The following is a 15,314-nucleotide window of genomic DNA, read 5'->3' on the forward strand; positions in this document are numbered from 1 at the left end:
ACCGAACACGGCCATTGGAGGAGTACCCCCATCCAGGCTGCTGGAGGTAGCTTAACCTCTACTCAAAAGTGTGGTTAAAAATGGGGGGATTACATTCCCAAGGACGACCAAGGATGTTGTCTACAAGGTTTGGCTTCGCTGTTTCAGTTTTTCGCCGGAAGTTGCAGGCATCTTAACCAGACTGACGACTTATCAAGATGAGCTACCACAAGGTTGGAAAACAAGTGGCTACCTTGCAAACCTGGTGTTTTGGGAGCGGGAACCCCAACTGGTTAGCCAACTAGAAAAACAAGGATTAGCCTACAGCCGCTTTATGGATGATATATCGATATCCAGTCGGAGAAGCCTGGTTAATGGAGAAAAGCGCGCAATCATATCCAGCGTTTACGCTATGCTTTTCGGTGAAGGTTACGCGCCCAAGCGTTCAAAGCATTCTATTGTGACACCAGCCCAACCCATGCAAGTTACTAGCCTAAACGTCAACGGCAGGAAACCTACGATTCCAAAGCAACAGCGCCACGCTGTTCGGGCTGGAATCTTTAAGTTAGAAAAGCAAGCACTTGAAGACAACACAACAGACGATTTCTGCAAAAAGTGGAAATCACTATCTGGCAAGGTTGGTCGAATCACCACTCTCCACCCGAAGGAAGGAGTAAAACTGAGACGACGGCTAAATTCGATCAAGCCTCCACTCAATCGCTAACCAGGGGCAGCCCCTGCGAAAATGGCCTAAGAACACTTTCCCCTAAAGTTATTCAGTAATCAGCGTCAATTCATCAGCTGGTTTTATGCTGCGTGAAAAAGCGGCAGGTGTGTTACCCACCGCTCCGCCACTACTCTCTACTCTGACAATTTATTCAGCAGATACTCGGAAAGCGTCTGATACCGGTACTCCACCGTGGCATAGGCCCTCTCCGGGCGGTCCAGAGGGCCATCACCGCAACTGGATGTTGCCACGGCGTCCACCAGGTAGGCGGCCTGCAGCAAGTCGGTTCGCCGGGGATCAAGCTCTTCACTGCTCAAGCCGCGATAAAACAGCTGCCACTGGAATGCGCCATTGGCCGATGCCACTTCCGGCAGGCCCGCCATTGCTTTATCGAAAAACGGATACCTCAACAAACGGGCAAACGAGACGCCGTTGCGTTCATCAATATCGTATTCGTAGGCAGCCGCGCCGAAAAGATCCGGCACGGTGCTATCACTGGTAAACGACAACGGGAACAGCCGGGTAACATACTGGCCATTTCGGGCCTCGTCATTGGTGGACGCACCGGCCGGCTCACACGACGCATCACCCGCCGAGAACAGAACCCCCGACTCCAACTGGCTGGCTGCGGTTTGCCGGTACCCGCTGACCAGATCAAAAGGCGCCTGAGCGCTATCCAGAGCGCTTGTCGGTGCATTGGCAGACTCCAAGGTCAGAACAAGGTCATCCGGGCGGCCCGGGACAGTCTCTACCAGCGTGCCTGCCTCTTCATCCCACTGCCAGGCAATATCACTGACACCATCGAGCTCGGTCACCCCCTGGGCAACACCCAGTGTATCGGCATGGCAGGTGGTGGCGGTATCCAGGCTGGCTTCTCCTTCTTCCCAGGAAAACTCCAGCCGCTCATGCACACCGCCAGCGTCGTATTTATCAGCGCTGTCTGACGACAGGGAGGCCGACGGCAACCACGGCGTTCTCAGGTTAGTCAGATAGCCATTGACCTGAAATACGCGAGCCAACTCAGGCAGGGAGACGCCCATACACCCACGGCTGGAGACCGCCATTAATTGCCCGGCTTCGCTGTATTCGAAGAACAACTCCGCCGAAAGCCCCAGATCCGAGGTATTGGCTGGCACGGTATCGGAACGGGTTGGCCGCGCCGAAATACGCTGGCTCACCAGCAATCTCGGATTACTGATCTCTACATCGACCTCGGGTAATGCGAGGGTTTCAGCATCAACGTTGGCGTAATTACCCCCGGTTGCCGCCGAATTCACCAGTGCCATCACCTCCCCTGCGTTGCGCACCAGTGAATAGCCCAACAGATAAACACCATCCTGTGGCAGGTGCCGGCTCTCGCCACCATCGCTGCCATTATCGACGAGATATTGGTTATAGGCCTCGGGAATCTGGCTGGCCATAAACCGGGCAAAGGCGCGGGCGTAGGCGTGGGCGCGGTCGTCGTTGCCCAGAATATAGTCTTTCCAGAGGTTGATCCCGTCCAGGTCAGCAAGCCGGTAATACTGGATAGGTGCATCGGAATTCCATTGCCCGGCCAGAGCGCGGAATCTGGCCAGAGTGGTCAGTGGCGTGACGTTGGTGACTCCGGGGCTCGCCGACATCACAAACGCCCGGTCAACGGGCTCGTCGCCGTAGTGGCGCTCTTCCAGGGTTTGCCCGGGAATGGCAAGGGCATAGAGCGGATACTCCCGCGGGTCGAGGTCCGGCCCCAGCGACGGCGGAACGTCCAGGGCGGAGACATCGAGAGAGAACTGCCCGCCGGCGCCACTCATAACCGTTGGCTCGCCGGCTTCCAGCCGGTGAATGCCGCCGTTTTCAAGCTCAACCTCGACCGGCCCTGCCGTGTATTGGCCGTTGCCGTCGATATCAAGCCAGACTCTGGCGTTACTGAGATAGCCGTCAATCACACGCCCCTCGTAAGGCGCACGCTCACTGTAGGACACGCCATCGAAGTCGCGGCCATCCACCGGGAGGTCATCGGATTCATCACCACACCCGACAAGGGCGAGTGACAACAGGGGTACGGAGAGACTGATCAGGCATTTCATCGCAGCAACCATTTATCCTTGTTAGAGGTTGTGCTGCTACTGTAGGAGATGTGCCGCCGGGAGACCTTGACAGGCTTGGCAAATTGTAAAGTTTGGTAACGGGCAGACCCCGAAATCTGCCAGGGCCTGCACATTGGCTGGCTTGTTCAGAACGAGCGGGCCACAATTTCTTTCATGATTTCATTGGTGCCCGCGTAAATGCGCTGCACCCGAGAATCCGCCCAGGCCCGGGCAATGGGATATTCCCACATATAGCCATAGCCACCGTGCAGTTGCACGCATTCGTCCATAACCTTGCACTGAAGGTCGGTGGTGTGTTGCTTGAGCATGGCGGCCGTCGGAATGTCCAGCTTCTTGTCCAGATGCAGCTCCAGACAACGATCTGTAAACACCCGCGCGGCGGTGATTTCCGCTTTCAGTTCGGCCAGTTTGAAACGGGTGTTCTGGAACGCAATCACGGGCTTGCCGAAGGCCTTGCGCTCCTTCACGTAATCCAGGGTCCACTGCCAGGCCGCTTCCGCCGCCGCAACAGCGGTCAGCGCCACCTGCAAACGCTCGGCGGGCAGCTCCTGCATCAACTGGAAGAAGCCCTGCCCCTCCCGGCCTCCAAGCAGGTTGTCCGCCGGCACTTCAACATCCTGGAAGAACAGCTCGGAGGTATCCTGCGCCTTCATGCCGACTTTGTTCAGGTTCTGGCCTTTTTCGAAGCCCTGCCATGCTGTTTCCACAATCAGCAAGCTGGTGCCTTTCGCCCCTTCTCTGGGATCGGTTTTGGCGACCACCACCACCAGGTCTGCCAGCTGGCCATTGGTAATGAAAGTTTTCGAGCCATTCAGAACATAATGATCGCCCTTGAGCACGGCGGTGGTTTTCACACCTTGCAAATCCGAACCCGCGCCGGGTTCTGTCATCGCAATCGCCCCGATCATCTCACCGGATGCCAGTTTGGGCAGATAATGCTTTTTCTGCTCTTCCGAGCCGTAATTAAGGATGTAAGGGGCCACGATGTCGGAGTGCAACGTCCAGCCGATACCCGACAGCCCGGCCCTGGAGATCTCCTCCATGATCACCGCCGAGTAGCGGAAATCTGCACCAACACCGCCGTACTCTTCCGGAAGCATGGGGCAAAGAAAGCCCAGCTCTCCGGCCTTTTGCCAGAGTGCGCGGCTAACCTGACCATCCTTTTCCCATTGATCGTGGTAAGGCGCTGCCTCCTGTTCCAGAAACTTGCGAACGGAATCCCGGAAGCCTTCAAGATCGGCGTCAAACAGAGTGCGTGGAATCATTGCTGAACCTCGGTGAACGGGTTGATTATCGTTGTGTTCAGCAAGTCTGTGGCGGGGCGGGTTTTCCCTCAATGGTGAAAACCATCAATCGCTTTGGCCAAAACCATCGCCCCGGGCAGGGTCAGTCTGTTTTTTTATCCCCCCAACGGGGCACCAGGGTTTGCGGCAGATCCAGGTGGTCCAGCATCCGCGCCACCATAAAGTCCACCAGATCGTCTATCGTCTCGGGGTTGTGATAGAAACCCGGGCTTGCAGGCATGACCACGGCTCCCATTCGGGTCAGTCGAAGCATATTGTCCAGATGCACTTCCGAATAGGGTGTCTCGCGCAAGACCAGAATCAGCTTGCGGCGTTCCTTCAGCGCCACATCACCGGCACGCTCAATCAGGTTATTGCTGGCTCCGGTGGCCAGGGCTGACAGGGTGCCGGTGCTGCAGGGGCAGATCACCAGCGGGGCTTTCTCGCCAGAACCGGAGGCCGGCGGCGAAAACCATTCTTCCCGGCCAAACACCTGCACCTGGCCATCGCTCGCTCCCGCATAAGCTGACAGCGCTTCCGCCATGGCCGGCGTTGAACCCGGCAAACGAAACTCGGTCTCTGTGGCGATCACCACCTGCGCCGCCTTGCTGATCATCACATTCACTCGGCACTTCTGCGCCACCAGGCATTGCAGCAGTCGCAAGCCGTACTGAGAGCCGGAAGCGCCGGTAAACGCGAGATTAATCACCGATGATGGTTCAGCCACAACGTGTCTCCAACTCTGCCAATAACTTACGATGAATACCGCCAAAGCCACCGTTACTCATGATCACGATGTGGCAAGTCTCCGGCAGTTGGTCCAGGGCCTTGTCGATCAACGCCCTCACCGAATTCTCTACCGAATGATGATCCAGAGCATCGTGCTCGGCCCGCCAGCCGTCAACCAGCTCCGGCAACCAGTCCATCTCACTGAGGTTGCCCCAGAGCACCCGGTCTGCCGCTTCGGTACTGGGAATCAGAGTCTGCTTGTGCACACCCTGCTTCATGGTGTTCGACCGTGGCTCAATGATGGCAAGGATCGGTTCGTCACCCACCTGGTTACGCAGCCCCTCCAGCGTAGAGGCAATCGCCGTAGGGTGGTGGGCAAAGTCGTCATATACGCGCACGCCGCCAATTTCGCCCACCAGCTCCATCCGGCGTTTCACACCGGAGAACCGGCACAGAGCCGCTACCGCATGGTCCGGGGTAACCCCCACATGGCGGGCAGCGGCAATGGCTGACAGAGCATTCCGGACATTGTGCAGGCCGGTCAGGTTCCACTTCAGTGTCGCCACCGGTTGTTCGTGGTGAATCACCATAAAGCGGCTGCCATCCTCGGCCAGCAGTTCGGCCCGCCAATCGGCAGTGCGGCTGATTTCGCTGCCTATGGCGGTATCCTGTACCGGAGTCCAGCAGCCCTGCCCAAGGGCATTATCCAGGTGACTGTCCAGCGCCGGCCGCACAATCAACCCCTGCGACGGCACTGTGCGCACCAGGTGATGGAACTGGCGCTCAATGGCTTCGACATTGTCGAAGATGTCAGCGTGATCAAATTCCAGATTATTGAGAATGAGGGTGTTGGGGCGGTAATGAATGAATTTGGAGCGTTTGTCGAAAAACGCGCTGTCGTACTCATCCGCTTCAATCACAAAAAAATCACTGGTACCCAGTCGCGCAGACACCGGGAAATCCTGAGGCACACCACCAACCAGATAACCGGCATCGAACCCGGCCTGGTCGAGAATCCACAGCAACATGGCGGTGGTGGTGGTTTTACCGTGAGTGCCGGCCACAGCCATGACCCAGCGGTGGCGCAACACCGCTCTGGCCAGCCATTCCGGCCCCGACATATAGTCAATTCCCCGGTTAAGGACCGCCTCCACTTCCGGATTCCCCCGGGACATGGCGTTGCCAATCAGCACCAGATCCGGCGCCGGCTCCAGATTTTCAGGCCGGTAGCCCTCCATCAACGCAATGCCCTGGGCCTCCAGCTGGGTACTCATGGGCGGGTAGACGCCGTGATCAGAGCCGGTCACGGTATGCCCCAGTTCTCTGGCAATCACCGCCAGGCTGCCCATGAACGTGCCGCAGATGCCCAGGATATGTATGTGCATTAAGGTCTTGCCTCCGGTTTGAAACTTGCCAAGCCTCTACCATACTTTTGGCGGGGTCAAGAGCCGGTATGTGCTCATGAAAAACCGCGGTGTTTGGCGTATCATCTGCGCCATTCGTTGAACCACCAGGAGGCTTCAGCCCGAGATGGCTATCAAGAACGCGTTTTACGCCCAGTCCGGCGGGGTTACCGCCGTTATCAATGCCAGCGCTTGCGGTGTTATCCAGACCGCCCGCAAATACCCGGACCAGATCGGCAAGGTCTATGCCGGCCGCAACGGCATCATCGGCGCCCTGAAAGAAGAACTGATCGATACCAGCCTGGAATCCGATGAGTCGATCCAGGCCCTGATCCACACCCCGGGCGGCGCTTTCGGCTCCTGCCGCTACAAGCTCAAGAACCTCTCCGAAAATCAGCGTGAGTATGAGCGTCTGATTGAAGTGTTCCGGGCCCACGATATCGGTTACTTCTTCTATAACGGTGGCGGCGACTCCCAGGATACCGCCTATAAAGTCTCCCAGCTTGCGGAGAAGATGGGCTACCCGATTACCTGCATCGGCGTGCCCAAGACCGTGGATAACGACCTGCCGTTTACCGACTGCTGTCCTGGTTTTGGCTCTGTGGCCAAGTACATCGCCACCTCCACTCTGGAAGCCAGCCTCGACATCAAGTCCATGTGCGAAACTTCAACCAAGGTGTTCATTCTGGAAGTGATGGGCCGCCATGCCGGCTGGATCGCAGCAGCTGGTGGGCTCGCCGGCGAGGGCGACGGCGAGCCGCCGCACATCATTCTGTTCCCGGAAGTGCCGTTTAACCGGGAGAAATTCCTGGAGCGCGTGGATCACTGCGTCAAAGAATATGGCTACTGTGTGGTGGTCGCCTCTGAGGGTGCCCAATACGAAGATGGCCGCTTTGTTGCCGATGCCGGTGCCAAAGATGCCTTCGGCCATACCCAACTGGGCGGCGTCGCACCGGCGCTGGCCAACATGGTGCGCCAGGCGCTCGGCCATAAATACCACTGGGCTGTTGCCGACTACCTTCAGCGCGCTGCACGCCATATTGCCTCGGCAACGGATGTGGAGCAGGCCTACGCGGTCGGCAAGGCAGCGGTAGACATGGCCCTTTCTGGCAAACAGGCCCTGATGCCCACCATCGTGCGGGAACAGGCGGAACCTTACCGCTGGACCATCGGCGAAGCTAACCTGAGCGAAGTGGCCAATCAGGAAAAGAAGATGCCCATCCACTACATTCGTGATGACGGCTTTGGCATCACCCAGGACTGCCGGGCCTACCTTCAGCCCCTGATCGCCGGCGAGAGCTTCCCTCCGTTTGATAATGGCCTGCCCAGGGTCGCGAAGCTGAAAAACCAGCTGGTTGAAAAGAAACTCCGAACCGAGTTCGAGATCTGATCATCCCCGCCAAAAAAAAGCCCGGCATCAACGCCGGGCTTTTTTCTGTTACACATACCGCTCTGTCAATTGGCCATATCAGCCGTGTGGCGGCGAACATAGGCCGAAAACTCGTCGAAGCCGCCTACATACTCGGACCCCACCAGAATCTGGGGCACCGTGTACACCGGGCGCCCGATGCGATCGGCAATGTCCTGCTTGGTCATGTTCTTTTCAATCATGTCGACCCACGTGAACGGGATGCCACGGGATTCACACAGATTTCTGGCAGCAACGCAGAAGCCACAACTTGTGCGGCCGTAGATGGTGACCTGATCCATAAAACCTCCAAAAATGGGCCGGGGCCATACCCCGCATCGAAACTGATGCCATGATGCCAGCCCTCGCCGGGAAAGGAAATTGATCCTGGCGATGACCACGATAGTGGCCACCGCTACGGACGGCCGATCAGGTTTTCAGGCGGCCCAGTTCGGTATCCAGTACCTGCACCTGCCCATCAAGAGAGTCGCCACTCTGGCGCACTCTCTGAGCCAGTTCCCGCAAGTCATTGGCCGCATCCCCGATCTGCGTCAGATTCCGGTTAATTTCCTCACTGACCGAGCTCTGCTCTTCGGCAGCGGTGGCCACCTGCGTCACGTGCTCGACAATCGTGGCAATACGCTCAACCACCGTTGCCAGCGAATGGCCGGCTTCGCGGGTTCCGTCGACGGCGCTGGTTGCCCGTTCAACTCCAGCCCCGATAACCGTGACCGCGCCATCCACATCCTCTTTCAGGCGCTCAATCATGTCGCTGATTTCATCGGTCGAGGTCCGCGTGCGCGAAGCCAGTGTCCGCACTTCATCGGCCACCACGGCAAATCCCCGGCCTTGTTCACCAGCCCTCGCGGCTTCAATCGCAGCATTCAGTGCCAACAGGTTGGTTTGTTCCGCAATGCCCCGGATCACCTCGAGAATGCGATTGATTTCTTCGCTACGCTGGGCCACCTGACCAATGGCCGTACTGGCCTGCCCCATATCTTCCGCCAGTGCATCCACGCCCCGGGTCGCGGTGTCCAGCGTATCCTGAGTAAATTTGATGCCGTCCCGGGCGGCCCTGGCATTATCCGCCGCTTCGCCGGCAAAGCCGGCGACCTCACCGGCCGCGGCCGACATCTCGTTCATGGCGGTGACCACGCTGTCTATGTCATTGTGCTGGCGACTGGTCTGCTCGTCGGTATCGCGGGCGATCGCACCCACGTCGGCGGCCTGGCTGCGCACCTGGGCATTGACCCCCTTCAGATCGTTGATCATGTCGCGCAATCGCGCCAGAAACGCGTTGAAGCCACCGGCCAAATCAATCAACTCGGCATGGGTGTCAATATCCAGTTCGTGGGTAAGGTCGCCCTCGGCGCTTGCCAGGTTGCGCATCCGGTCGCGGATTTCATCCAGCGGACGGGTGACCGAGCGTACCAGCAGAATCAGCACACCAATGGCCAGCACCACCACAAAAATACCGACCAATAACTGGCGGTCGGCGGTGGCGCCAATCTCGGCCTTCAAAAGGTTTGTAATGTCGTCGACCTGCGCCAAAGCAATGTCTCTTGGCAATTCAATCAGCAAAGACCAGGTTCGGCCGGGCAGTTCAATCTGAATCGGATAGGCAACGGCCAATTCGTCACCAATTTCAAGGTGACCGTCCTGCAGGTGCAAAGATGCCAGCTCGGCTGCCAGTTCCGGTATCGCCTCTCTCAGGGGGCGCCCCAGTTGCTCCTGATAATGGCTGGAGGCTACGATCAGCCCTTTTTGGCTCAGCAGGGTAACTTTCGACTGTCCGTCGTATAGATCACGGCTCACCTGCTCAATGGTCGGCTGCAACGTCGACAGGTTGATGTCGGCACCAACCACGCCCGCAAACCTCCCGTCCTTCAACAGGGGCACAACGAGACTGGTCATCAGGGCAAAGTAGCCTTCGCGAACCTCTTCTTCGTATGGCTCAATCAGGCAGGGTCTCAGATTGTCACGGGGGCAGAGATACCATTCTGCGGTCCGGGTACCGAACTCATCCCGGTCATCCTCATATTTCTCGGCGGGATCTTCGGTCCGGGCAAACTCGACGCTACCACCCTGCTCCCGGTAATACGCGATTTCCAGCGTACCCTCGTCGCTGCTGTGCTCCTCCACACCCCCGGTGAAAAAAATATCCTCGTCATCGTAGGCATTGGGCTCAAAGTGGGCATAAAGCGAATCAAGATTTTCACGGGATTTCAGCACCGCGCCAACGGCTTCCTGCAAGTCCCGACGGCTCAGCCGCCCCGAGCTGTCCGCGTCAAAATTTCGGCTGATCATACTTCGTACTACATCAGGAGTCTGGTAGGCCGTCGACAGAAAGCCCGACACCACTTCCCCATACTGTCCAGACACGGCGTCTAACTGGTCAACCACCACCTCTCCCACGGTGGCCCGGACATCCTCCGCCAGCCGACCTTCCATCGAATTGAGCGACATCGTTGAGGTGACTATCATGCTGGTGCCCATGACCAGCAAAAGCGCGATCACCAGCACGTAGAGCTTGATGCGAAGAGAGAGATGTTTCATATACATTGAAACCTTTTTCTGTGAGGCTTAACCAACATCCTAGAGCATGGAGGCATTTTGGCCTATCTGACCCTGTTCCTGACCTCCTTTGCCGCTGCAACACTTTTACCCGCCTACTCCGAGATACTGCTCGGCACGCTGGTCGGCCAGAACTATTCCCTGCTCTGGCTCTGGTGGTGGGCAACGCTGGGCAACACCCTGGGGTCGGTTGTTAACGGGGTTATCGGCCGGCAGGTGGATCGCTTTAAGGACAAACGCTGGTTTCCGATCACCGAACTGCAACTGCACAAGGCCAGAAACCGGTTTAATCGTTACGGCCAGTGGTCATTGCTGCTGGGCTGGCTGCCGCTGGGTGGCGATGCACTCACCCTGGTGGGCGGCATCATGCGAGTGCCCTGGCTGAATTTCATCATCTTGGTGGGTATCGGCAAGGGGCTACGGTACGGCTTTGTGATCTGGGCCGTGCAGACCGCGACGGGGCATTAGGCCTCGCCGTCGTCGTAGAGATATTTGCGCAGAAGCTCCTCGCCATTGAACTCGGAATTCAACACCGCAATAAACGTGTAGACGCCAATCAGTTTGCGATTGAGAAACACAAACTCCTTGGGTGGAACCCGAAAATAACGGCTGATGGCCGATCTCGCCGCCTGTTTGGCCACCCGCGACGGTAAATCGCTCTGTTTCCAGCGATACTGGCCACGGCTGTTAACCGCATAATCCGGCCATTGGCCGCGGTCTTTCGCCAGAGGCTCGAGCACCGACATACACACCTTGCCGAATTTCTCCAACACCTCTGGCGGCCAGTCCTTACTCATAAACCGAAGCTTAACGCCCCCCTCGATGACCTGCGCAAGATCCTCTTCGTAGGACGCCCGGATCATCTGGATCACCGGCTGCAGGAATTCGGATGAGTAACTCTGTACCGCCCCGAAATCCAGCAAGACAATGCGGTCGGTATTCGGGTCTTCGCCCTGTTCGCCGGCAATACGAATGCGATAATTGCCAAAATTGGGGTCGGTCTGGATCTCGCCCCACTCGAACAACTCCCGGAAGAACAGCTCCAGCGCCGCCTGCCCCAGGGCACTGCGCCTGTCCAGGGGCAACTCCCGCACCGCCACGGAACTCACCGAGTGACCGTGTTCATAGGTAGACGCAATGATGTGGTCGGTCGAATACTCCGGCAAGACCCGTGGAACCACGAAACGGAGATCGTGGCGGAGCATCTGCCGGAATTTTTCGGTGGTTCTGGCCTCAAGCCGGTAATCCACCTCCCGGTGCATCATCACCCGCACTTCTTCAAGCCAGTCATTAAATTCCGGGCCGAAGCTCACCAGCCGGGCCACTTTCAGCAGATGGGCAACGGCATTCAGGTCGCTGTCGACGGCATCGGCAACACCCGGGTACTGTACTTTCAGTACCAGTTCCAAACCATCACTGCGGCGAACGGCGCGATGCACCTGCCCCAGTGAAGCCGCACCAATCGGCTCGGGATCAACCTCAAGCTCCGCCAGGCGCCCGGCACCGAGTTCTTCTTTGAGTACCCGCTCGATGGCCGGCCACTCAAGCGAGGTCGTCTGGTCTTCCAGGGTATGCAGGGCTTCGGTGACTTCTTCCGGCAAGAAGTGCTCACCGTACAGGGCCATCACCTGGCCAATTTTGACCACGCTGCCCTTTAAACGGCCAAGCTCGTCCACCAGAAAGCGAGCCTGGCTGGACAACATGGCCCGGTGCCGCTGCTCACGGGTTTCTTTGCTGCTGAACCAGTTGGTCGCCATGTGCGAGGCCATGCGGGTGCCGGCATACAGTCCGGCCCGGGTCAGCGAAAGCCTGCGCTCAAAGCTACCGGTTTTGATGCGGGAGACGGATTTTCCGGATCGGCTGGAAGACATGAGGAACCTGTATCTGTCAGGAAGAATGAATACCTTGATGCACCTGACTATTATACGGATCGAAGCGGACAACAACCTAACCAAGTCGGCGCATCCGGGCCGCTGTGGCCCAAGAAGCACGATATCAAGCCATCATGTCGGGGCTAAATGAGGCTTCTTTGGGGTTCGGCCCGTCACCAACCCTGGCGATGCTCTACCCTCTGGTGCCCGAGACCTGCAACCAACTCTGTGATCAGCCGCCCTTCCAGATCGTACACCGAGGCCCCGGGCTCGAAGTCACTGACCTGACACATCGACATCCCGGCATATCCGCAGGGATTAATCCGGGAGAAAGGCTCCATATCCATGTTGACGTTCAGCGCCAGGCCGTGGAAAGAACACCCCCGCCTCACCCGTAATCCCAGCGAGGCGATCTTGGCCCCGTTCACGTAGACACCGGGTGCATCGGAGCGCGGCGCCGCGTCAATACCGGAAGGCGCCAAAGAACGCACAATGGCTTGCTCGATGGCACTGACAAGGTTACGGACACCCAGTTTATGGCGCGTCAGGTCAATCATCAGGTACACCACCAGTTGCCCCGGCCCGTGGTAAGTCACCTGACCGCCGCGGTCTACCTGGATGACAGGGATATCGCCGGGCAACAGAATGTGCTCAGCCTTTCCCGCCTGGCCCTGGGTGAACACACGGGGGTGTTCCAGGCACCAGAGTTCATCCACCGTGTTTTGGTCCCGGTTGGCGGTGAACGACTTCATCGCCTCCCAGGTTTCCATGTACGGCTGCTGGCCGAGCGACCGGACAATCAGATCGGCCATGTCACAACACCATGTGCACGCGGCCGCTGGCTTTCAGTTCCTCGAACAATGCCTTGAGCTGGTCTTCTCCGGTCGCCACAATTTTTAGCTGGACCGAAGAAAAACGCCCCTTGCTGCTGTCCGTTACGGAAATATCCGCCTGGGTTAAGCCGGGAGAATATTGCTCGACCACTTTCACCACAAAGTCGGTGAAATCGGGCGCGGCATCGCCAATCACTTTGATGACATAGTCACAGGGAAATTCAATTTTTGGTGCTTTCGGCTCACTCATGCCGCAGATTACTCCCAGTCGGCGTCAATAACGCGCCAAACTCAGTTAAACAGTTGAACAAAAAATAGCTTGATGGCATCCCAGATGCGCTTGAAGAACCCGCCCTCGGGCACTTCAGTCAGCGCCAGGACAGGCTCATCCACCACGGTTTCACCGTCCAGCACCACGCGAACGCGGCCAAGCTCGTCTCCGACTTTAATGGGTGCTTTGATCACAGAATCAAGATCAACAACCGACTCCAACTGGTCACGGGAACCGCGGGGAATGGTGACGTACACATCCTCGGGCATTCCAACAGACACAGAATTGACCTGCCCACCCCAAACATGCGAAGACATCAGCTCCTGACCGGCTCCGAACAAGCGCGCCGTTTCGAAATACCGGAAGCCATAATTCAGCATCTTCTGTACTTCCTGAGCCCGGGCTTCGGCACTGCTTGTGCCCATCACCGTCGCGATCAGACGGGTGTTATTTCGCTTTGCCGATGCGACCAGGCAGTAACCGGCTTCCTGGGTGTGCCCTGTTTTCAGGCCATCGACACTGTCGTCACGCCACAACAGGCTGTTGCGATTGGGCTGGCGAATGTTGTTGTAGGTAAAATGCTTCTGCGCGTACAGGGGATAATTCTCGGGGTAATCCTGAATAATGTGCTGTGCCAGAATGGCGAGATCGTAGGCGGTTGAGAAATGGTCGGCCGACGGCAGGCCGGTCGCATTCTCAAAATGACTGTCCTTCATGCCCAGCAACTGCGCCTGCTGGTTCATGATGTCAACAAACGCGCCCTCACTGCCGGCAACAAATTCCGCCAACGCCACCGAGGCGTCGTTGCCGGACTGGATAATGACACCTTTCAGGAGCGCCTCCACCGGTACAGACGTCCCTTCCTGCACAAAGGTTCTGGACCCCTCGGTGCGCCAGGCCTTGACACTGATCGGCACCATGTCCTGCATAGTGATCCGCCCTTCGTCCAGCTCGCGCTCGACGATATAGGCCGTCATCATCTTGGTCAGGCTGGCCGGGGGTAAGCGCTCATGGCTGTTGTGCTCCATGATCACCCGCCCGCTGAGCGGATCCATCAATACCCAGGAACTGCCGGCAATCTGCGGCGGCGACGGGATCAGTACGGCCTGGGCCGAGGCCTGACCAGTCATCAGCAACAGGGAGAAAACCAGAAACAGGGTTCGCGTAACAGTTTTAAAAGCCATGGATAGTTTCATTCGTCGTCAGATGTATGTCTTATGGAATTCTGAACTCAATCGGTTCAGTGCGAATCGGTCAGAACGATAGACTGCCGGAACCCTCTGGATTCAAGCAAATCCTGTGCGTAACGCGCGTCGACCTCATTATTGAACGGTCCTACCTGGACCCTGTGGAAGCGGCCATTATCCGTGGTAATTTCACGAACTCTCACCGGGTTTTCCAGCACGCCTTTCAGGCGCTCGCGCATGGCTTCAGCCGGGTCCCGCTGGCTGAAAGCACCGAGTTGCACAAACAGCGCATCGCCAGGCGCAGGTACCGTTGCCGCCGGCTTCGAAGACACCTCAGGCGATGCCGTTCCGGCCGGACCGAAGGGAGCTCCCGCCAGGAACATACGGCCGTCGGGGCGAATGGTGATGGCCGCCACCTCCACTCTCGCCGTTCCATGTGACTGGTAACCCAGCTTCTTGGCTGCAGCATAGGACAGATCAATCAGCCGGTCACCATGAAAGGGCCCCCGGTCATTCACCCGCACGATCACTGAGCGGCCATTATCCAGGTTGGTCACGCGAGCGTACCCCGGTATCTGCAGCGACTTGTGTGCCGCAGACATGGCATACATATCGAAAATCTCGCCGTTGGAGGTTTTGTGGCCGTGGAACTTTTCGCCATACCAGCTGGCCGTGCCACGCTGCACATACCCCTCGTTGCTGTCGAGCACATGGTAGCGCTTGCCCCAGACGGTATAAGGCGATTTGTTACCCGCCGTTCTAGGGGCCTCGTAGCGGGGAACCGCATCGGCCAGGCCCGTGGCATCAAAGCTGCCGGAAGGCGCCCGATCCTGTTTCAGGGTATAACGGGAGGAATGATCAACCTCAGGGCTGCTGGCGCAGCCTGCCAGAAGTGCGACTAGAGCCAGTGCGGGAAGCCGCTTTTCTGAAAGCCTGATCATGTCCGTTTGCTACCCCAA

The 15,314-nt window shown here is 57.8% G+C and carries 13 protein-coding genes; 2 read left to right on the forward strand and 11 right to left on the reverse strand.

Annotated features, from left to right (window positions below):
• Positions 1-840 precede the first annotated feature (840 nt).
• The 4 genes from ACP2AU_RS13820 to mpl all read right to left on the reverse strand — a co-directional run bounded on the left by ACP2AU_RS13820 (position 841) and on the right by mpl (position 6,193).
• Complete coding sequence (locus ACP2AU_RS13820) at positions 841-2,775, reverse strand: hypothetical protein (protein WP_426376785.1); 1,935 nt, start codon at positions 2,773-2,775, stop codon at positions 841-843.
• Between the two features lie 146 nt (positions 2,776-2,921).
• Positions 2,922-4,061, reverse strand: a complete 1,140-nt coding sequence (locus ACP2AU_RS13825; RefSeq protein WP_426376786.1) for an acyl-CoA dehydrogenase family protein — start codon at positions 4,059-4,061, stop codon at positions 2,922-2,924.
• Positions 4,062-4,182: 121 nt separating this feature from the next.
• On the reverse strand, positions 4,183-4,806 hold the full coding sequence (locus ACP2AU_RS13830; protein ID WP_426376787.1) for a flavin prenyltransferase UbiX: 624 nt from the start codon (positions 4,804-4,806) through the stop codon (positions 4,183-4,185).
• Positions 4,799-6,193 carry a UDP-N-acetylmuramate:L-alanyl-gamma-D-glutamyl-meso-diaminopimelate ligase gene (gene mpl / locus ACP2AU_RS13835; protein WP_426376788.1) on the reverse strand — a complete coding sequence of 465 codons (1,395 nt, stop codon included), beginning with the start codon at positions 6,191-6,193 and terminating at the stop codon, positions 4,799-4,801. Before mpl ends, ACP2AU_RS13830 begins: the two co-directional genes overlap by 8 nt.
• A 145-nt stretch (positions 6,194-6,338) precedes the next feature.
• Here mpl and ACP2AU_RS13840 point away from each other — a divergent pair, with 145 nt between their 5' ends.
• Positions 6,339-7,601 (forward strand): 6-phosphofructokinase, encoded by a 1,263-nt coding sequence (locus ACP2AU_RS13840; RefSeq protein WP_426376789.1) that lies wholly within the window; start codon positions 6,339-6,341, stop codon positions 7,599-7,601.
• Positions 7,602-7,666: 65 nt separating this feature from the next.
• On the opposite strand, the gene ACP2AU_RS13845 is transcribed toward ACP2AU_RS13840, so the two are convergent.
• Both ACP2AU_RS13845 and ACP2AU_RS13850 read right to left on the reverse strand, forming a co-directional pair.
• A complete protein-coding gene (locus ACP2AU_RS13845) occupies positions 7,667-7,921 on the reverse strand; it encodes a GrxA family glutaredoxin (RefSeq protein WP_426376790.1) in 255 nt (84 codons plus the stop codon).
• A 127-nt stretch (positions 7,922-8,048) separates the two neighbouring features.
• Positions 8,049-10,175 carry a methyl-accepting chemotaxis protein gene (locus ACP2AU_RS13850; protein WP_426376791.1) on the reverse strand — a complete coding sequence of 709 codons (2,127 nt, stop codon included), beginning with the start codon at positions 10,173-10,175 and terminating at the stop codon, positions 8,049-8,051.
• Between the two features lie 57 nt (positions 10,176-10,232).
• On the opposite strand from ACP2AU_RS13850, the gene ACP2AU_RS13855 reads away from it, so the two are divergent.
• Positions 10,233-10,661, forward strand: a complete 429-nt coding sequence (locus tag ACP2AU_RS13855; protein ID WP_426376792.1) for a YqaA family protein — start codon at positions 10,233-10,235, stop codon at positions 10,659-10,661.
• Here the strand turns inward: ACP2AU_RS13855 and ACP2AU_RS13860 are convergent.
• The 5 genes from ACP2AU_RS13860 to ACP2AU_RS13880 form a co-directional block, all read right to left on the reverse strand.
• On the reverse strand, positions 10,658-12,064 hold the full coding sequence (locus ACP2AU_RS13860) for an ABC1 kinase family protein (RefSeq protein WP_426376793.1): 1,407 nt from the start codon (positions 12,062-12,064) through the stop codon (positions 10,658-10,660). The two genes, ACP2AU_RS13855 and ACP2AU_RS13860, sit on opposite strands and share 4 nt — an antisense overlap.
• A gap of 173 nt (positions 12,065-12,237) precedes the next feature.
• On the reverse strand, positions 12,238-12,876 hold the full coding sequence (gene lipB / locus ACP2AU_RS13865; RefSeq protein WP_426376794.1) for a lipoyl(octanoyl) transferase LipB: 639 nt from the start codon (positions 12,874-12,876) through the stop codon (positions 12,238-12,240).
• 1 nt (position 12,877) lies between these two features.
• Positions 12,878-13,156 (reverse strand): HP0495 family protein, encoded by a 279-nt coding sequence (locus ACP2AU_RS13870; RefSeq protein ID WP_426376861.1) that lies wholly within the window; start codon positions 13,154-13,156, stop codon positions 12,878-12,880.
• A gap of 32 nt (positions 13,157-13,188) precedes the next feature.
• Complete coding sequence (locus tag ACP2AU_RS13875; protein WP_426376795.1) at positions 13,189-14,352, reverse strand: D-alanyl-D-alanine carboxypeptidase family protein; 1,164 nt, start codon at positions 14,350-14,352, stop codon at positions 13,189-13,191.
• 56 nt (positions 14,353-14,408) lie between these two features.
• On the reverse strand, positions 14,409-15,296 hold the full coding sequence (locus tag ACP2AU_RS13880) for a septal ring lytic transglycosylase RlpA family protein (RefSeq protein WP_426376796.1): 888 nt from the start codon (positions 15,294-15,296) through the stop codon (positions 14,409-14,411).
• Positions 15,297-15,314 lie beyond the last annotated feature (18 nt).

This window comes from Marinobacter sp. VGCF2001, from assembly GCF_049943275.1.
GTDB lineage: Bacteria > Pseudomonadota > Gammaproteobacteria > Pseudomonadales > Oleiphilaceae > Marinobacter.